An 18,531-nucleotide genomic window follows, 5' to 3' on the forward strand; every position below is an offset into this window, starting at 1 on the left:
CTGGGCGTTCCTTTCCAGGCATTGGGCCGGGAAGACGGGTGGGGCGAACTGCGGGCCGGGGCGCGGGGCGCTGACGCCTCCCGGCCGGGCCGGTCACCGCCAGCGGCTCACTTCCACGTTCTCCAGGACGCCGAGCGCGTCCGGCACCAGCACCGCGGCCGAGTAGTAGGCCGTGACCAGGTAGGAGATGATCGCCTGCTCGTCGATGCCCATGAAGCGCACGGAGAGGCTGGGCTCGATCTCGTCCGGGATGCCGCTCTGCTGCAGTCCGATGACGCCCTGGTCGGACTCGCCCGTACGCATGCAGATGATCGAGGTGGTCCTGGCCTCGGTGATCGGGATCTTGTTGCAGGGGAAGATCGGCACTCCGCGCCAGGCGGGCACATGGTGGCCCGCGACCTCCACGCTGTCGGGGACCAGACCGCGCCTGTTGCACTCGCGCCCGAAGGCGGCGATGGCCCGCGGATGGGCGAGGAAGAGCTTCGACCCGCGCCGCCGCGACAGCAGTTCGTCCATGTCGTCGGGGCTGGGCACGCCGTCGTGCGGCTGCAGCCGCTGTCCGTAGTCGCAGTTGTTCAGCAGTCCGAACTCACGGTTGTTCACCAGCTCGTGCTCCTGGCGCTCGCGCAGCGCCTCGACCGTGAGCCGCAACTGCTGCTCGGTCTGGTTCATCGGCTGGTTGTAGAGGTCGGCGACCCGGCTGTGGACCTTCAGCACGGTCTGGGCGACGCTCAGTTCGTACTCGCGCGGAGCCGCGTCGTAGTCGACGTACGTGTGCGGCACGACGGCTTCGCCGACATGGCCGGCCGAGAGGTCGATCGCCGCCTCTCCGTACTTGTTGGTCCGCTGCTGCGGCAGGGCGCTGAGCCCGGCCAGGTGCGTGCGCAGCGAGTCCGCGCGCACCGCCAGGTTCACCACGTCGGCCCTGGTCAGCACGAGGACGGTACAGGCGGTCGCGGCACGGGCCGTGAACTCCCAGGAGGCCTCCTCGTCGAGAAGTGTCTGATCGCCGAAGTACGCGCCGTCGGCGAGGACGCCGAGGACCGCCTCGTCGCCGTAAGGCCCGGTGCCGATCTGTTCCACCCGGCCGTGTGCCAGCAGATAGATCCGGTCTGCGGCCGAGCCTGCTTCGGCGAGTACCTCGCCGGCCGCGAACTCCTGCTGCTCGCAGCGGTTCGCCAGCTCGGCGAGCGCCGCCTCGTCGGCGAAGTCCCGCAGGGCCGGCAGCTCGCCGAGTTCGGCGGGGATGACCGCCACCCGGTCGCCGGTCTGCACGAACGTCACGCGACCGTCGCCCACGGAGTAGCTCAGTCGGCGGTTCACCCGGTAGGTGCCGCCCTGGACCTGCACCCACGGCAGCATGCGCAGCAGCCACCGGGAGGTGATCTCCTGCATCTGCGGGGCGGACTTGGTGGTCGTCGCAAGGTTCCGCGCGGCGGCCGTGCCGAGACTCTGCTGCGAGGTCTGCTGCTCGCGGATCTCGTCGCCGGCAGAACCAACCGAACCAACCGGACCAACCGACATGTGACTCCCTCTCCATCACGGATGTGACCTGCACCGACAAGCCTTCATCACGGAGAGTCCCGCTGCCATTACACAAACGGATGGGACTAGTTCGGCGTCGGCGGGGCATGTTGCACGCCACTTCCGGCGGCCCGCCCAGCGGCACGCCCAGCGAGGCTTCCAGCGGCACTCGCGAGCGCCTGGGCGACCGCTCCCGGGCTGACCGGATCGGCTCGCACGCCGTACGAACGAATGGTCCCTCCACGGGAGTTGGGGTAAAAGCGCAGTACCGCGCATTCCGCGCAGTTCACCTCGCATCCCCAAGGAGATGGTCATGTCCCCACCCATGTCCGCAAACAGCTTCCTCGGCGCACTTCGCGACGAAGGCCTCACAGTCGTCGAAGTCGGCGAATGGCGCACACACAACCGCAACCACAAGGGCCCTTGGGGGCCCGTACACGGCGTGATGATCCACCACACGGTCACCGAGGGCACCGCCGACACCGTCCACATCTGCCGTGACGGCTACGAGGCCCTGCCCGGGCCGCTGTGCCACGGGGTCATCGCCAAGGACGGCACGGTCCATCTCGTCGGCTACGGCCGCGCGAACCACGCGGGGCTCGGCGACGACGACGTACTGCGTGCCGTCATCGCGGAGAAGGCGCTGCCCCCGGACAACGAGGCGAACACCGACGGAAACCGTCATTTCTACGGCTTCGAATGCGAGAACCTCGGCGACGGCAAGGACCCGTGGCCCGCGGTACAGCTGGAGGCGATCGAGCGCGCGGCCGCGGCGATCTGCCGCCACCACGGCTGGAACGCGCGCTCGGTGATCGGCCACCTCGAATGGCAGCCGGGGAAGGTCGATCCGCGGGGCTTCACGATGGACTCCATGCGCGAACGCATCCACGAGCGTCTGAAGTGACATCGGACGTGACAATGGATGCGTGACCAGGGAAGCGCTCGACCCCACCACCGCCCTGCGGCCGCGACTGCCGTCGCCGCTGCAAGCGGTCGAGGACGAGCGCTTCGCCCGGCACGGCATACGTCTGCTGCTCAAGCGCGACGACCTGATCCATCCGGACCTCCCGGGCAACAAGTGGCGCAAACTCTCCCCGAACCTCGCGGCAGCGGCGGGCCGCCCCCTGCTGACGTTCGGCGGTGCCTACTCCAACCACCTCCGCGCCACGGCCGCGGCGGGCCGCGTCCTGGGCTTCCCGACGACAGGAATAGTCCGCGGCGACGAACTGGCCACCCGCCCCCTGAACTGGTCGCTGTCCCGGTGCGCGGCGGACGGCATGCACCTGCTCTTCGTCGACCGCGCGACCTACCGCGCCAAGGACGCCCCGGACGTGCGCAGGCGCATCCTGTCGCTGGCGACGGCTGCACTCTCCGCGGGACCCGCGCGCTCGGGAAGGGAGAGGAAGGGGGACATCTACGTCGTACCCGAGGGCGGCAGCAACGCTCTCGCCGCCCGCGGCTGCGCCGCCCTCGGCCACGAGCTGCGCGGCCTCGCGGACGTCGTCGCCGTCGCCTGCGGCACCGGTGGGACCCTCGCGGGACTGGCCGCGGGCCTGGCCCCCGGACAGCGCGCCATCGGCTTTCCCGTCCTCAAGGGCGGCTTCCTCGGTGACGAGATACGTGCCCTCCAGCGCGAGGCCTTCGGCGGTCCCGCCGGCGCCTGGTGGCTCGACGAGCGCTTCCACTTCGGCGGATACGCCCGTGCCACCCCCGGACTCACCGCCTTCGCCGACGACTTCGAGGCCCGCCACCATCTCCCCGTCGAGCGGATCTACGTCGCCAAGATGCTGTACGGACTCCTCGCCCTCACCGAAGAAGGCACCTTCCCGCCCGGAACGACGCTCGCCGCCGTCATCACCGGTCAGGAATCCTTCATCACCGGTCAGGAATCCTCGCGGTAGGCCGCCGCCTCCTCCAGATCCAGCCGGCGCAGCAGCGTACGCATCATCTCGTCGTCGATCCGCCGCTGGTCCCGCTGCTGTACGAAGACCTCACGCTCGGCTTCGATCATCTCCCCCGCAAGACGCCGGTAGGTGTCGTCCAGCGACTCCCCGGTCACCGGGTTCACCGCCCCGAGCCGCTCCCAGACCGCGTTCCGCCGCCGCTCAAGGACCGTGCGCAGCCGGTCCACGAGCGGCTCCGGCAGCGTGTTGCGCTCGTCCGCGAGCAACTCGTCCAGCCGCCGCTCCGCCGCCCGTGAGGCCTCGCTCTGGGCCTGTGCCTCGGCCAGCGTCTCGGCGTACGCGTCGCGCCCCGGCAGCTTCAGCGCCCGGATCAGCGGCGGCAGCGTGAGCCCCTGCACCACCAGCGTCCCGATCACGGTCGTGAAGGTCAGGAACAGCACCAGGTTCCGCGCCGGGAAAGGCTGGTCGTGCGCCGTCGCCATCGGGATGGAGAAGGCGATCGCCAGCGAGACGACCCCGCGCATCCCCGCCCAGCCCACGATCACCGGCGCGGTCCAGTTGGTTTCCGGCTCGCGTTCCCTGATCCGCCGGGACAGCAGGCGCGGCACGAACGTCGCCGGGAAGACCCAGACGAACCGCACCACCACGACGGCCACGAAGACCCCGACCGCGTACCAGAACGTCTCGCCGACGCTGTACCCACCCAGGCCCTTGACCACGTACGGCAACTGCAGGCCGATCAGCGCGAAGACTGAGGACTCCAGGATGAACGCGACCATCTTCCAGACCGCCCCCTCCTGCAGCCGGGTCGCGAAGTCGACCTGCCAGGCCCGGTGGCCGAGATAGAGCGCGACGACGACCACGGCGAGCACGCCGGACGCCCCGACCTGCTCGGCGGCCGCGTAGGCGACGAAGGGGATCAGCAGCGAGAGCGTGTTCTGCAGCAGTGCTTCCTTCAGGTGGCTGCGCAGCCAGTGGATCGGCACCATCAGCACCAGGCCGACGAGGACGCCGCCGATGGACGCCAGCGCGAACTCCTCGATGCCTCCGGCCCAGCTCGCGCCCTCGCCGACGGCCGCGGCGAGTGCCACCTTGAACGCGGTGATCGCGGTCGCGTCGTTCACCAGGGACTCGCCCTGCAGGATGGTGGTGATCCGGTTCGGCAGCCCGAGACGACGGGCGATCGCGGTCGCGGCGACGGCGTCCGGTGGCGCGACGACCGCGCCGAGCACCAGCGCGGCGGTCAGCGGCAGATCGGGCACGAGGAGGTGGGCGAGGTAACCCACCGCGAGGGTCGCGAAGAGGACGTAGCCGACCGAGAGCAGCGCGATGGGCCGCAGATTCGCGCGCAGATCGAGGTACGAGCTGTCGACCGCGGCCTTGTACAGCAGCGGCGGCAGCACCAGCGGCAGCACGATGTCCGGATCGAGCGTGTAGTCCGGCACTCCTGGCACATACGCGCCGATCAGCCCCACCGTCACGAGCAACAACGGCGCCGGGACCGGGGTTCTGCGGGCCGCGCCGGCGGTCGCGGCGCTCGCCGCGATCAACGCCACCAGTGGCAATGCGTCCATGTCGCCGTCCCTCACGTCCGTACGTACGTCCGTCGCCAACGTCGTAATCTGGCAATCATGAGCGAGTGTCCGCACATAGCCGAACTCCCCCACCCCGAGCCGTCCCCGCTGAGCGAGAGCTGCCCGGGGTGTGTGGCGAGCGACAGTCATCCCGTGCAACTGCGGATCTGCCTGCTCTGCGGCCATGTCGCCTGCTGCGACTCGTCGCCCCACCAGCACGCGAGCGCACACTTCAAGGAGACGGGGCATCCGGTGATGCGAAGCTTCGAGCCAGGTATGGCCTGGCGCTGGTGCTTCGTGGACGGTTCGATCGTCTGACGCGTGGGTACGTCAACCCTCCGCTGATTCCTCGCAATTGGACGCCGCAGACCTCTAGCCACTGTGCGTACTCATATGCTTACCATGAGTGACAGCTACCGACTGGGGTCCCGGCGACAGGGCACCATGGATCGCGATAGCGTCGCCGGGCCAGTACCGGCTACGTATCGAGTACGTAGCGACGGCTTCGGGATCACCCTCCCGTAGCCCCGATTGAGCTTGTGCCACCTTGGAGGTGAGGGTGTCCCAGATCGCAGGCGAGCCCGGGACTCAGGACTTCGTGGAAGTCCGGCTGCCCGCTGCGGGTGCCTACCTGTCCGTGCTGCGTACGGCCACGGCCGGTCTCGCAGCGCGCTTGGACTTCACCCTCGACGAGATCGAGGATCTGCGGATCGCGGTCGACGAGGCGTGCGCGATCCTGCTGCAGCAGGCCGTCCCCGGCTCCGTCCTCAGCTGCGTGTTCCGGCTCGTCGACGACTCGCTCGAGGTGACGGTCTCGGCCCCGACGACCGACGGCCGGGCGCCGGAGCGCGACACGTTCGCCTGGACGGTGCTCTCGGCACTGGCCGGCAAGGTCGACTCATCGGTCGCCGATGACCGTACGGTCTCCATCAGCCTGTACAAACAGCGCGGCGCGGGACCCGGGCCGGCGTGAGGAACGGGGACGGTCCGGTGCGGAACGAGCCGCCCGCAGTGACGGGCATCCCGGAACAGCAGGCCCGGCCGCACCCGGAGGTGGACGGACTTGACGGCCAGACGGCCGCGGCGGAGCAGGCGCAGGCAGAGCAGGCGGATCGTATGAGCGAGCACGTGCACGAGAAGCAGCACCACGATCCACATGACCGCAGCGGGGCGCGGGTGATGTTCATCGAGCTGCGCAAGCTGCCCGACGGCTCGCCGGAGCGGGCGGAGCTGCGCAACCAGCTGGTGCGGATGCATCTGCCGCTGGTGGAGCATCTCGCGCGGCGCTTCCGCAACCGCGGCGAGCCGCTGGACGATCTGACGCAGGTGGCGACGATCGGCCTGATCAAGTCGGTGGACCGGTTCGACCCGGAGCGCGGCGTCGAGTTCTCGACGTACGCGACGCCGACGGTGGTGGGCGAGATCAAGCGCCACTTCCGCGACAAGGGCTGGGCGGTACGGGTTCCCCGCCGCCTCCAGGAGCTGCGGCTCGCGCTGACCACGGCGACGGCGGAACTGTCCCAGCAGCACGGCCGCTCCCCCACGGTCCACGAGCTGGCCCACCGCCTGGGCATCTCGGAGGAGGAGGTCCTGGAGGGCCTGGAGTCCGCGAACGCGTACTCGACGCTGTCCCTGGACGTCCCCGACACGGACGACGAGTCCCCGGCGGTGGCGGACACGCTGGGCGCGGAGGACGAGGCGCTGGAGGGGGTGGAGTACCGGGAGTCCCTCAAGCCGCTGCTGGAGGACCTTCCGCCCCGGGAGAAGCGGATTCTGCTCCTTCGCTTCTTCGGCAACATGACTCAGTCCCAGATCGCGCAGGAGGTGGGCATCTCGCAGATGCACGTCTCCCGCCTGCTGGCCCGCACGCTGGCGCAACTTCGCGAAAAGCTCCTGGTGGAGGAGTGACACAACGCCGCGTCCCCGGTGCCGCCGGGGACGCGGGTCGTCGCCGGAGCCCGGCCAGGGCACGCGAACCCGGCAAGATCTGCCGGACAGGGCCTGAGCGTTACGCGTCGCGCGCGCCGGCGCCCCGGACGCCCAGCGCCTGTGTCGTCGTCGGGCTCACCAGCAGCACCAGCCCGGTCACCGCCACTGTCGCCAGCACGATCCCCACGGGGATCAGCGCCCCCGAAGCCCGCAGCAGCGTCCACGCCGGGATCAGCGCCATCAGATGCGTGATGATCGCCGGGCCTCGGCTCCAGCTGCGCCGCCTCAGCAGCCCCCGCGCCGCGATCAGCGGAATCACGCCGAGCGCGATCAGCGTGACCCCGCCCATCTCCGCCTGCGACGAACTGTCCGGCCGTCCGAGCAGCCCCATCACAAGCATGTAGACGCCACCCGCGACCAGTGCCAGGCCTTCCAGACCGGACATCGCCGCCGCGACGGCAATACGGGCAGGGCGGGGGGTCTGGTCAGGGGTTTGGTCAGTGCTCACCCCAGCAGGGTAGCCGTCGGGCCAAGCCCTGGGCTGGGTCAGGTATCACCCACTGGGTACGCTGCTGGGCATGCGCGCACTTCTTGTGGTCAATCCGGCAGCAACCACCACCAGTGCCCGCACCCGTGACGTACTCATCCACGCCCTGGCCAGCGAGATGAAGCTCGAAGCCGTCACCACGGAGTACCGCGGGCACGCCCGCGACCTCGGCCGCCGGGCCGCCGAGTCCGACGACATAGAGCTCGTTGTGGCCCTCGGCGGCGACGGCACCGTGAACGAGGTCGTCAACGGCCTGCTCCACCACGGCCCCGACCCCGAGCGCCTCCCCCGTCTCGCCGTCGTCCCCGGCGGCTCCACAAACGTCTTCGCCCGCGCCCTCGGTCTGCCGAACGACGCCGTCGAGGCGACCGGCGCGATCCTGGACGCCCTGCGCGACCGCACCGAGCGGACGATCGGCCTCGGCCTCGCCGCCGGAACCCCCGGCTCGGAGGACGAGGCGACGCCGGACCGCTGGTTCACCTTCTGCGCCGGGTTCGGCTTCGACGCGGGTGTCATCGGCCGGGTCGAGCAGCAGCGGGAGAGAGGCAAGCGGTCCACGCACGCCCTTTACCTACGGCAGGTGGCCCGCCAGTTCCTGGACGAGCCCCGCCGCCGGCACGGCACCATCACCCTGGAGCGCCCCGACCAGGAGCCGATCAGCGATCTCGTGCTGTCCATAATCTGCAACACAGCCCCCTGGACCTACCTGGGCAACCGCCCGGTGTACGCGTCCCCGGACGCCTCCTTCGACACGGCACTCGACGTGCTCGCGCTGGACAGACTCTCGACCCCGGCCGTGGCCCGTTACGCGACCCAGCTGCTCACTTCCACCCCCGAGCGCGGCCCGCGCGGCAAGCACGCCGTCACTCTGCATGACCAGACGGACTTCACCTTGAATTCAAAGGTTCCACTGCCGTTCCAGATGGACGGTGACCACCTCGGGCTCCGTACCAGCGTGACGTTCACAGGCGTACGCCGTGCACTGCGTGTGATTGTGTGAGTAGAAGGGCCGGAAGGCCTTTATCTCGAACGTACGGACTGGGCTCCACCCCATAGAAGTACGGCTGTGACCTAGTCGACACCGAGGAATCAAAAAAAAGTTTCCGGAAGGGGTTGTATCCGCCGCCGAGGTTTGCGAATCTCTACATGGCGATCGGGACGGCCCGCAACATCGGCCCCACAGACCGCCAGAACCCCTCCCAAAACCTCAGGACCACGCCAGTGCAACTGGCAGTCGGCCCTTCCGTTACGGAGGGATTCGTGAAAGCGTTCACATTCACAAGCAACCTGCATGTAATACCAAGGAGAGGTAGCAGCCATGGACTGGCGTCACAACGCCGTTTGTCGTGAGGAAGACCCCGAGCTGTTCTTCCCCATCGGCAACACCGGTCCTGCGCTGCTGCAGATCGAGGAAGCCAAGGCCGTCTGCCGTCGCTGCCCCGTCATGGAGCAGTGCCTGCAGTGGGCGCTCGAGTCCGGCCAGGACTCCGGCGTCTGGGGTGGCCTCAGCGAGGACGAGCGCCGCGCTATGAAGCGCCGTGCCGCTCGCAACCGGGCGCGTAACGCCAGCGCCTGATGCCCCAAGCCTGAGCTCTGGCGGCGCGTACAGCGAGTACGCACTCACCGCCCCCGAGCCGCAGCGCGCAGTACCCCCGATGCGCATCGCAACGTGAGCTTCGAGCCCCGGACCGTTCACCACGGTCCGGGGCTCATCGCTTTCCCGTTACTTCGTGCCTTGAACTACTTCGTGCCCTGGACGGGGATGTCGAGCACCACCCGCGTGCCACGGCCCGGCTCCGGCACCCGGACCATGTCGAAGGTGCCGCCCAACTCCCCCTCCACCAGGGTGCGTACGATCTGCAGCCCCAGGTTGCCGGCCCGCTGCGCGTCGAAGCCCTCGGGCAGCCCGCAGCCGTTGTCCTGGACCGTGATCAGCAGCCGGCTGTCCGCGCGCTGGTCGCCGCGTACGGCCGAGACCTCGACCGAGCCGTGCTCCCCCTGCGGGAAGGCGTGTTCCAGCGCGTTCTGCAGCACCTCGGTCAGGACCATCGCGAGCGGCGTCGCGACCTCGGCGTCGAGAATCCCGAAGCGGCCCGTACGGCGGCAGTCGACCTTGCCCGGTGAGATCTCCGACACCATCGCGATCACCCGGTCGGCGATCTCGTCGAACTCGACGCGCTCGTCCAGGTTCTGGGAGAGGGTCTCGTGGACGATCGCGATCGAACCGACGCGCCGTACCGCCTCGTTGAGCGCCTCGCGGCCCTGTGCCGAATCCATCCGGCGGGCCTGCAGCCGCAGCAGGGCGGCGACCGTCTGGAGGTTGTTCTTCACCCGGTGATGGATCTCCCGGATGGTCGCGTCCTTGGTGATCAACTCGCGCTCGCGACGGCGCAGTTCGGTGACATCGCGCAGGAGTACGAGAGAGCCGATCCGGGTGCCCTTGGGCTTGAGCGGGATGGCGCGCAGCTGGATGACGCCGCCGTTGCCCTCGACCTCGGTCTCGCGGGGCGCGTAGCCGCTGGCCAGTTTGACCAGCGCCTCGTCGACCGGGCCGCGGGAGGGGGCGAGTTCGGCGGTGGTCTGGCCGAGGTGCTGTCCGACGAGGTCGGAGGCGAGGCCGAGGCGGTGGTAGGCGGAGAGGCCGTTGGGGCTCGCGTACTGGACGACGCCATCCGCGTCGAGCCGGATCAGCCCGTCGCCGACGCGCGGCGAGGCGTCCATGTCGACCTGCTGGCCGGGGAAGGGGAACGATCCTGCGGCGATCATCTGGGCGAGGTCGGAGGCGGACTGGAGATAGGTGAGCTCCAGCCGGGACGGGGTCCGCACGGTCAGCAGATTCGTGTTGCGGGCGATGACACCGAGAACGCGGCCCTCGCGTCGTACGGGAATGGACTCGACCCGTACCGGGACCTCCTCGCGCCACTCAGGGTCGCCCTCGCGCACGATCCGCCCCTCGTCGAGCGCGGCGTCGAGCAGCGGGCGCCGGCCGCGGGGAACGAGATGGCCGACCATGTCGTCCTGATAGGAGGTGGGGCCGGTGTTGGGCCGCATCTGGGCCACGGAGACATACCGCGTGCCGTCACGGGTGGGGACCCACAGGACAAGGTCGGCGAAGGAGAGGTCGGAGAGCAGCTGCCACTCCGAGACCAGCAGATGGAGCCACTCGAGGTCTGATTCGCTGAGGGCTGTGTGCTGGCGTACGAGGTCGTTCATGGAGGGCACATCTGCGAGCGTACCTGGGGGTAAACCTGGTGGGTCGGGCGCCCGTGGTGGAGGATGGGCCCGCAACTATGCTCTGTAGATGGATGGACATCCGAGAATGGTCTAGTCCAGAATGAGCATATGAAGCCTCCGCCCTCCCCGCACAGGAGGGTGGACCGAGGTACCCGACGCTCTCTGCCCTGACTGCGTCGAGTCCTCCCTCACGGCCGCGCGGGAACCGCACACCTGCCGGCCGTAGCAACTCCGGGCTGCGGTGCCGGACGGGTTGAGGGTCCCGTCAGGCGCCGCGGCCCGCGGGTGTTTTTGCGGGCGTAAGGGGCGGGTGCGTTTGTGCGGCTCGGCCGCACAAAGTAAGCCCGTCCGGCGATTGAGGACGACGCCCGCAGGGCGTTCCGGGCCCAGGGGGCGGCGGAGCCCCCGCAGGTCAGTGCGTTTCCGTCACCTTGGCCAGCGCCCTCGGCGCATCCGGGTCCTGTCCCCGCGCAATCGTCACCTCGTACGCCAGTCGCTGCAGCGGCAGGATCTCCAGGATCGGCTGGAGTTCCTCCGGGACTCCCTCCGTCGGCAGGACAAAGCCAGCCGACGCCGCCTCCACCTGCGGGCGCGGGCCCACCACCACCAGGTCAGCGCCGCGGCCGCGGAGGCGGTCGAGGACCGGTTGGAGCGCCTCGCCGCCCTTGCCGTCCGTGACCACCGCGATCACCGGGGAGATGTTGTCCACCATCGCCAGCGGGCCGTGCAGCAGGTCCGCGCCCGAGTACGACAGGGCGGGGATGTAGCTCGTCTCCATCAGCTTCAGCGCGGCTTCCTTCGCCGTGGGGTAGCCGTAACCCCGCGACGTGATCACCATCCGCTCGGCGAAGCGGTAGCGCGACGCCAAGTGCCGTACCTCGTCCTGCCGGGACAGCACCTGGGACGCGAGGTCGGGCAGCGCCTTCGCCGCCGCGCCGTCACCGCCCCGCAACCCCTCCACCAGCAGATAGAGCGCCAGCAGCGACGCGGTGTACGTCTTCGTCGCCGGAAGCGCCTTCTCCGGGCCGGCCAGGACGTCGACGTGGAATTCCGAGACCGCCGCCAGCGGCGAGTCCGGGTTGTTCGTGACCGCCACCGTGATCGCACCCGCGTCCCGCGCCGCCTTGGTGGAGGCCACCAGGTCGGGTGAGCCGCCGGACTGGCTGACCGAGATGACCAGGACATCCGTCAGGTCGGGCCGCGCGCCGTACGCCGTCGTCGTGGACATGGAGGTCAGCCCGCACGGCAGACCCAGCTGGATCTCCAGCAGATACTTCGCGTAGAGCGCGGCGTTGTCGGACGTGCCGCGCGCCGTCAGCAGCACGAACCGCGGCCGGCGCGCCGCGATCGCCGTCGCCACCTCGCGGATCCTCGGCGCTCCCTCCTCCAGAATGCGCCGCAGCACCGTCGGCTGTTCTGCCATCTCACCAGCCATGATCCGGCCCGGCTGTTCGGACATGCGGGGTGCCTCCATGTGGCGTTCCTCGTGCACGGTCCGCGTCGGTCAGGCCCCGGCACCCTTGCCGGTGATGACCTCCGCGGCGGCCCGTCCGCAGACGCGGGCGGCGCCATGGGTCGCGATGTGCAGGGCACCCCTCGGATCCGCCCGATCCACACCCATCTCGACCACGACCGTGTCGGGACGGGCCGCGAGCAGGGCGTCCAGAGCGTCCGCCATCCAGGGGTGACGGTGAACGTCGCGCACTACAGCGACGATCCTACGGTCCCCCGCAACACCCAGCACATGTGCCAACAAAGAGGAATTATCGACCGAGGCCTCATACGTGTCCGTGGTCGTGCCCGGCAGCAGGGCCGCCAGCTCCGCCCCCACACCCCACGGAGTCTCGTCCCCCACCGCGATGTTGGCGACGGAAGTGAAGGCTGCGACGTGAGGCGCGCTCGTCAGCGGCTCGTACGGCTGCGGTCCCACCGTCACCCGTACCGCCCGCCGCGCCGCCACCAACCCTATGTCAGAGCCGGGCGCAGTCCCCGCCTGTGAAGCCACGCCCGGCTCCGCTGCGGCCCCCCTGGCCCGTCGCGTCCAGTCGGCGAGGGCGCGTACCCGCGCCGCCGCGTCGGCCAGCCGCTCCTCGGGCAGTTCGCCGTCCCGTACCGCCGCGACCAGCGCATCGCGCAGTCGCAGTACGGTCTCCTCGTCGGCCAGGCCGCCGCCGACGCAAATCGCGTCGGCTCCCGCGGCGATCGCGAGGACGGAGCCGTGCTCGATGCCGTACGTCGACGAGATGGCCTGCATCTCCATGCCGTCGGTGACGATCAGGCCTTCGTAGCCGAGCTCTTCGCGCAGCAGACCGGTGAGGATCTGCGGGCTCAGCGTCGCCGGGCGGTCCGGATCGAGCGCGGGAAGCAGGATATGCGCGCTCATCACCGCTTTGGAACCCGCCGCGATCGCCGCGCGGAAAGGCACCAGCTCACGGGCGTGCAGTGTGTCGAGTTCCACATCGATCCGGGGCAGCGCATGATGCGAGTCCACATTGGTGTCCCCATGTCCCGGGAAGTGCTTGGTACATGCGGCGACTCCGGCGGCCTGCAGACCTTCGACGTAGGCGACGGTGTGCCGGGCGGCGAGCGCGGTGTCCGCGCCGAAGGACCGCACACCGATGACCGGGTTGTCGGGGTTGGAGTTGATGTCGGCGGCCGGCGCCCAGTTGAGATCGACTCCGCATGCGGCGAGCCTGCGGCCGAGCTCACGGGCGACGGCCCGGGTGAGTTCCGTGTCGTCCACCGTGCCCAGCGCATAGTTGCCCGGGAAGGAGGATCCGGTGCGTACCTCCAGGCGGGTGACGTCCCCGCTCTCCTCGTCGATCGCGACCAGCAGATCGTCCCGCTCGGTCCTCAACTGTGCGGTGAGAGCTGCCAGTTGACCCGGTGAAACGATATTGCGACCGAACAGGCCGACGGCGGAGAGTCCTTCGCCGATCCGGCGCAGCAGCCAGTCCGGTGCGGTCGTACCGACGAAGCCGGGCTGGAGGACGGCGAGGGCGTCGCGGGTCAGGGTGTCCGAGGATCCACGTACGAGAGTCGTCATGAGTCGGCGTTATCCCTTCACTGCGCCGGCCGTCAGACCTGCGGCCATCTTGCGCTGGACGAGGAGGAAGAGGATCACGATGGGGACGGCCATCATCGTGGCGCCGGCCATCATGGGGGCGTACTCGGTGCCGTTCTTGGTGGTGAAGTTGCCGAGCCATACGGTCGCTGTCTGGTTCTGCTGGCTCATCAGCATCAGCGCGTACAGATACTCGTTCCACGCCTGGATGAAGCCGTAGACCGAGGTGGCGACCATGCCCGGGGCGAGCAGTGGGAAGACCACCCGGACGAAGGCGCCGGTGCGGGTGCAGCCGTCGACCATCGCCGCCTCCTCCAGCTCTCTGGGGATGTTGACGATGAATCCGCGCAGCGTCCACACCGTGAAGGGGAGGATGAAGGTCAGATACGTGATGATCAGGCCGGTGAGCCTGTCGTACTGACCGAGGTCGTTGAGCAGCAGAAAGACCGGGATGATCATGGCGACCAGCGGGATCATCTGGACCGCGAGAATGCCCACGATCACGATCTTGCGGCCGCGGAAGGCGAACCGGGAGATGGCGAGCGCGGCCAGCATGCCGACGGCGATACCGATGACGACCACGACCAGCGACACGATGAGGCTGCGCCCGACCGGGCCCCAGAAGTCGGCGATGTCCAGGGCCCGCCGGAAGTTCTCCGTCGTGAAGACGTTGGGGAAGAAGTGCGGGTTGGGGTCGATGGCGTCCTTGGCCGGCTTGAACGCCGTGTTCAGCATCCAGTAGACCGGGAAGCCCGCGGTGACGAAGACGAGGAGGCCGAGCAGATTCCAGCCGAGCTTGCTCGTGCTGGGGCGGCGGGGGGCGGCGGGAGCCGCGCTGGTCGAGGTCACGCCGCTTCGTGCGTTCACTGCGCTCACTCGACTTCTCCGATCTTGAGCATCTGGCGCATATAGACCGCGACCACACCGAGCAGCAGAATCACGGTGACGAGGGCGATGGCCGAGCCTGTGCCGTAGTCGTTGACGACGAACGCCTTGTCGTACGAGTACGTCGTCAGAAGCTGGAACTCGGCCTCGGGGTGGCCGTTGCGCATCACGAAGACCTGCGGGAAGACACCCATGTCCCAGATCACCGACAGCGTCGTCAGCATGACGATGATGGGCTTGAGGATCGGCAGGGTGACGAAGCGGAAGACACCCCAGGCGCCGGCGCCGTCGAGGCGGGCCGCCTCCTCCAGCTCCTTGGGCACCTGCGTGAGTCCGGCGCTCAGCGTGATGACGACGAAGGGCACGGCGCCCCAGACGACCAGCAGGATGATCACGGCAAGGCCCTGGGGTCCGCTGGCGAACCAGTTGTGGCCGACCATGTCGACGCCGGGAAGCCTGGACAGCAGCCAGTTGAGTACGCCGTAGTCCGCGTCGAAGAGCCACTTGAAGATGGCGGTGGCCACGATGATGGGCATGCCCCAGCTCGCCACCAGCGCGATGTTGATCAGCGTCTTGACCCAGCCGGAGACCTGCTGGAGCAGCAGGGCGATCAGCATGCCGATGACCATCGTCAGGACCACGGCGCTGACCGCGAAGACCGCGGTCCGCACGACGACGGTCCAGAACTCACTGTCCCCGAGGATCGCGGAGAAGTTGCCGAAGCCGACCGACTCCGGGTCCTTGAAGCCCCACAGCTGCGGCTGTCCGAACTTCTGGAAGGAGAGCGTGACCAGCCGCACCAGCGGATAGCCGAGAACCAGCAGCAGGATGAGCAGGCAGGGCGCGAGCAGCAGCCAGGGCACCCCGGCACCGCCCGCTGTCGGTTTCCTGCCCGGCCCTGGAGGGGGCGCCGCCGCGTTTCTCGCTGGCGGTGATTGCCGCGTGGGCGGCACCTTGGCGGTGGTTGTCTCTGCGGCACTCATCCCGTGCTCCTCAGCGGTCCCTCTCCCGGTACGGCCTCTGGGGGTGTCTTGTGGATCTTGCCGGGCTCGCGTGCCCTGGCCCGCTGATCCGGCCTGATCCACAAGACACCCCCAGGGCCCCGTCGATGCGACGGGGCCCTGCCCACAGGTCACTTGGTGTTGATGACCTTGTCGATCGCGGCGTCCGCGGCCTTCGCGGCCTCCTCGACCGACTTCTTGCCGGTGCCGATCTCCTGCAGCATGGTCTTGAGGGTCTGCGCCTTCTCGACCTGACCCCAGCCCGGCGCCATCGGCACGAACCAGTTGGACTCGGCGGCGGTGGCCGGAACCACCGTCTTCGGGTCGTTCTTCAGGGTCGCCAGGTCCGTCTTGTTGTTGGGCAGGTTGCCCTTGGCGAGCAGCCCCTTCTGCCCCTGGGCGCCGGTGAAGGCGTTGATCCACTCGGCCGCGACGTCCTGCGCCTTGGACTTGACCGGGACGGCGAGGTCGGAGCCGCCGAGGAAGACGGGCAGCGGCTTGCCGGACGGGCCGGGCATCACGAAGTTCTCGAGCTTGTCGGCGAGTTTGCCGACCTTGTCGTTCTTCGGGTCGGCGGCGGTGCCACCCTCCCAGGCCGCGCTGAAGATCGTCGCGGACTTGCCCTGGCCGAAGACGACCGGACGGTCGGCCTCGTCCTTGGTCTTGTCGCCGTGCATGTACTTGTCGAGGATCGACTTGTACTCATTGAGGCCCTTGAGGGACTCGGGCGAGGAGAGGTTGGCCTTCCACTTGTCGCCGTCCTTCTTGGCGATGGAGCCACCGGCGTCGTAGACGAAGGACATCGCGGCGTACCAGTCCGGCGAAGGCTGATACCAGGCGCTGAACTTGTCGCCCTTCTTCTTCTGGATCTTGTCCAGGGCGGCGGTGAGTTCGGCGTACGTCTTGGGGGCGGCCTTGACGTCGACCTCGGCGGCGATGTCCTTGCGCCAGGTGCCCACGCGACCACCGGCGTAGTAGGGGACACCGTAGGTCTTGCCCTCGTACTGGGTGGACTCCTTGAGGCCGTCCAGCCATGCGTCCGACTGCTCGAACTTCTTCGGGTCGACCTCGGCGAAGGCGCCCTTCACCATGTAGCCGAGCATCTCGGTGTTGCCCATCTCGACAACGTCCGGCGCCTTGTCGGTGGCGAGCACGGCGTCAAGCTTGGTGTTCTTGTCGGGCCAGCCGTAGTACTCGTGCTTGATCTTGATGCCGGGGTGCTTCTTGACGACCGCGTCGTCGGCCGCCTTCACCAGTTCGGGCCAGTTGTTCTGGGCGTCGACGGTGAGCCAGACGGTCAGTTCCTTGGCGTCGCCGCCGGCCTTGTCCCCGCCCTTGTCCGAATCACCACAGGCCGCAAGGCCGATCATCATGCCCGCGACGCCTATCGCCGCGATGAGCTTGCGCTTCACGCCACCCTCCTCAGGGATGCCTGCAACCCCTGCCCACCGCAAAGACATACGACGAGTACTACTCGTGGGGCTGGGACCTGGCCTTTAATGGTTTAGACCAGTACCGGGAGCTTGGCCTAGACCTTTAGGGGTGTCAAGGGTGTATAAGAAGGGCAGTCGGGTCCGTTATCGGACCGACACCTGAGGGAGGGCAACGACCCGTGACCGGAGCGTGCCACCATGTGAGCCGCAACAGACGGAGGAGCCGGTGACGGCAGCACAGGAGTCGGGAAGGCGGGCCATGACCACGGACGGGGGCAGCACGGACAACGAAGGCGGGGCACAGACCCGTACCGCACGCGTGCCCAAGTACTACCGGCTCAAGCGCCACTTGCTCGATATGACCGAGACACTGCCCCCGGGCACGCCGGTGCCGCCGGAGCGCACGCTCGCCGCGGAGTTCGACACCTCGCGCACCACGGTGCGGCAGGCGCTCCAGGAGCTGGTCGTCGAGGGCCGCCTCGAGCGCATCCAGGGCAAGGGCACGTTCGTGGCCAAGCCCAAGGTCTCGCAGGCCCTGCAGCTCACCTCGTACACCGAGGACATGAAGGCCCAGGGCCTGGAGCCCACCTCGCAGCTGCTCGACATCGGGTACGTCACGGCCGACGACACGCTGGCCGGGCTGCTCGACATCTCGACGGGCGGGCGGGTGCTGCGGATCGAGCGGCTGCGGCTCGCGAGCGGCGAGCCGATGGCCATCGAGACGACGCATCTGTCGGCGAAGCGCTTCCCGGCGCTGCGGCGGTCGCTGGTCAAGTACACCTCGCTCTACACCGCGCTGGCGGAGGTGTACGACGTCCATCTGGCCGAGGCCGAGGAGACGATCGAGACCTCGCTGGCCACCCCGCGCGAGGCGGGTCTGCTGGGTACGGACGTGGGCCTGCCGATGCTGATGCTCTCGCGCCACTCACTGGACGCACAGGGCGAACCGGTGGAGTGGGTGCGCTCGGTGTACCGCGGCGACCGGTACAAGTTCGTGGCGAGGCTTCAGCGCCCGAAGGACTGATCCGGTGCGCATGGAGTAGCGCGGGGCGCCTTCCTGCTCTACGGTCCTCCCGTCATCGCATGCGACGGGAGGACCTCCGGTGCGCTCTGCATACCCACGAACCATCGCCATCCGGACACTTCTCGCGCAGATCGGCGCGACAGGGTGGACCGTCCCCGCCGTGCCCAGCGGGCTGCGGCGGGCCGTTGGCACGGTGCGCTGGTACGTACGCGAACTGCTGGACGAGTCGGCCTACGACAGATATGTCGCGCATACGCGTTCACACGATCCGGCGGTGTCCGTGCCGTCCCGGCGGGAATTCGAGCGGATGCGGACGGACCGCCAGGAGTCGGACCGGCCCGGCGGGTTCCACTGCTGCTGACGAGGGGTTACCGCCGTTTCGTTGCCGGACCGATATACGGACGAGGGGTGA

Annotated in this window: 18 protein-coding genes; 9 read left to right on the forward strand and 9 right to left on the reverse strand. The window is 68.8% G+C overall.

Annotated features, from left to right (window positions below):
• Positions 1-93: 93 nt before the first annotated feature.
• Entirely contained in the window at positions 94-1,524 is a 1,431-nt protein-coding gene (locus ACI2LP_RS10770; RefSeq protein ID WP_404724165.1) for a family 2B encapsulin nanocompartment shell protein, read from the reverse strand.
• A 313-nt stretch (positions 1,525-1,837) separates the two neighbouring features.
• On the opposite strand from ACI2LP_RS10770, the gene ACI2LP_RS10775 reads away from it, so the two are divergent.
• Complete coding sequence (locus ACI2LP_RS10775; protein WP_404724166.1) at positions 1,838-2,428, forward strand: N-acetylmuramoyl-L-alanine amidase; 591 nt, start codon at positions 1,838-1,840, stop codon at positions 2,426-2,428.
• 22 nt (positions 2,429-2,450) lie between these two features.
• Positions 2,451-3,425: a 1-aminocyclopropane-1-carboxylate deaminase/D-cysteine desulfhydrase gene (locus ACI2LP_RS10780; protein ID WP_404724167.1), complete on the forward strand. Its 975-nt coding sequence runs from the start codon at positions 2,451-2,453 to the stop codon at positions 3,423-3,425.
• Here the strand turns inward: ACI2LP_RS10780 and ACI2LP_RS10785 are convergent.
• Positions 3,407-5,002 carry a Na+/H+ antiporter gene (locus ACI2LP_RS10785; protein WP_404724168.1) on the reverse strand — a complete coding sequence of 532 codons (1,596 nt, stop codon included), beginning with the start codon at positions 5,000-5,002 and terminating at the stop codon, positions 3,407-3,409. The two genes, ACI2LP_RS10780 and ACI2LP_RS10785, sit on opposite strands and share 19 nt — an antisense overlap.
• A gap of 57 nt (positions 5,003-5,059) precedes the next feature.
• Here ACI2LP_RS10785 and ACI2LP_RS10790 point away from each other — a divergent pair, with 57 nt between their 5' ends.
• The 3 genes from ACI2LP_RS10790 to ACI2LP_RS10800 all read left to right on the forward strand — a co-directional run bounded on the left by ACI2LP_RS10790 (position 5,060) and on the right by ACI2LP_RS10800 (position 6,910).
• Positions 5,060-5,320 (forward strand): UBP-type zinc finger domain-containing protein, encoded by a 261-nt coding sequence (locus tag ACI2LP_RS10790; protein ID WP_404724169.1) that lies wholly within the window; start codon positions 5,060-5,062, stop codon positions 5,318-5,320.
• 241 nt (positions 5,321-5,561) lie between these two features.
• Positions 5,562-5,975 (forward strand): anti-sigma regulatory factor, encoded by a 414-nt coding sequence (locus ACI2LP_RS10795; RefSeq protein WP_018845530.1) that lies wholly within the window; start codon positions 5,562-5,564, stop codon positions 5,973-5,975.
• Positions 5,972-6,910: an RNA polymerase sigma factor SigF gene (locus ACI2LP_RS10800; protein WP_404724170.1), complete on the forward strand. Its 939-nt coding sequence runs from the start codon at positions 5,972-5,974 to the stop codon at positions 6,908-6,910. The genes ACI2LP_RS10795 and ACI2LP_RS10800 overlap by 4 nt, the downstream gene beginning before the upstream one ends.
• 100 nt (positions 6,911-7,010) lie before the next feature.
• Here ACI2LP_RS10800 and ACI2LP_RS10805 read toward each other — a convergent pair whose 3' ends face one another.
• Positions 7,011-7,376, reverse strand: a complete 366-nt coding sequence (locus tag ACI2LP_RS10805; protein ID WP_404724441.1) for a hypothetical protein — start codon at positions 7,374-7,376, stop codon at positions 7,011-7,013.
• A gap of 133 nt (positions 7,377-7,509) precedes the next feature.
• Between ACI2LP_RS10805 and ACI2LP_RS10810 the strand changes: the two genes are divergently transcribed.
• Together ACI2LP_RS10810 and ACI2LP_RS10815 are read left to right on the forward strand one after the other, a co-directional pair.
• On the forward strand, positions 7,510-8,478 hold the full coding sequence (locus ACI2LP_RS10810; RefSeq protein ID WP_404724171.1) for a diacylglycerol/lipid kinase family protein: 969 nt from the start codon (positions 7,510-7,512) through the stop codon (positions 8,476-8,478).
• Between the two features lie 318 nt (positions 8,479-8,796).
• Positions 8,797-9,054, forward strand: a complete 258-nt coding sequence (locus tag ACI2LP_RS10815; protein ID WP_003953983.1) for a WhiB family transcriptional regulator — start codon at positions 8,797-8,799, stop codon at positions 9,052-9,054.
• A gap of 164 nt (positions 9,055-9,218) precedes the next feature.
• Here the strand turns inward: ACI2LP_RS10815 and ACI2LP_RS10820 are convergent, their stop codons facing one another.
• From ACI2LP_RS10820 to ACI2LP_RS10845, 6 genes are all read right to left on the reverse strand, one after another.
• Positions 9,219-10,691, reverse strand: coding sequence for a sensor histidine kinase (locus ACI2LP_RS10820; RefSeq protein ID WP_404724442.1), 1,473 nt, complete (start codon positions 10,689-10,691; stop codon positions 9,219-9,221).
• A gap of 433 nt (positions 10,692-11,124) precedes the next feature.
• A complete protein-coding gene (locus ACI2LP_RS10825) occupies positions 11,125-12,171 on the reverse strand; it encodes an SIS domain-containing protein (RefSeq protein ID WP_404724172.1) in 1,047 nt (348 codons plus the stop codon).
• A gap of 45 nt (positions 12,172-12,216) precedes the next feature.
• The gene (locus tag ACI2LP_RS10830; protein WP_404724173.1) at positions 12,217-13,758 is read right to left on the reverse strand and encodes a glycoside hydrolase family 3 protein; all 1,542 of its coding nucleotides are present in this window, start codon (positions 13,756-13,758) and stop codon (positions 12,217-12,219) included.
• 9 nt (positions 13,759-13,767) lie between these two features.
• On the reverse strand, positions 13,768-14,625 hold the full coding sequence (locus tag ACI2LP_RS10835) for a carbohydrate ABC transporter permease (RefSeq protein ID WP_404724443.1): 858 nt from the start codon (positions 14,623-14,625) through the stop codon (positions 13,768-13,770).
• 23 nt (positions 14,626-14,648) lie between these two features.
• Complete coding sequence (locus tag ACI2LP_RS10840) at positions 14,649-15,644, reverse strand: carbohydrate ABC transporter permease (protein ID WP_404724174.1); 996 nt, start codon at positions 15,642-15,644, stop codon at positions 14,649-14,651.
• A 149-nt stretch (positions 15,645-15,793) separates the two neighbouring features.
• Entirely contained in the window at positions 15,794-17,074 is a 1,281-nt protein-coding gene (locus ACI2LP_RS10845) for an extracellular solute-binding protein (RefSeq protein WP_404724175.1), read from the reverse strand.
• A gap of 280 nt (positions 17,075-17,354) precedes the next feature.
• Here ACI2LP_RS10845 and ACI2LP_RS10850 point away from each other — a divergent pair, with 280 nt between their 5' ends.
• Both ACI2LP_RS10850 and ACI2LP_RS10855 read left to right on the forward strand, forming a co-directional pair.
• Positions 17,355-18,119 (forward strand): GntR family transcriptional regulator, encoded by a 765-nt coding sequence (locus ACI2LP_RS10850; RefSeq protein WP_404724176.1) that lies wholly within the window; start codon positions 17,355-17,357, stop codon positions 18,117-18,119.
• 160 nt (positions 18,120-18,279) lie between these two features.
• The gene (locus tag ACI2LP_RS10855) at positions 18,280-18,480 is read left to right on the forward strand and encodes a CstA-like transporter-associated (seleno)protein (protein WP_404724444.1); all 201 of its coding nucleotides are present in this window, start codon (positions 18,280-18,282) and stop codon (positions 18,478-18,480) included.
• The last annotated feature ends 51 nt before the right edge of the window (positions 18,481-18,531 follow it).

The sequence above is a fragment of the Streptomyces sp. NPDC019890 genome (assembly GCF_044903445.1).
Classification (GTDB): Bacteria; Actinomycetota; Actinomycetes; order Streptomycetales; family Streptomycetaceae; genus Streptomyces.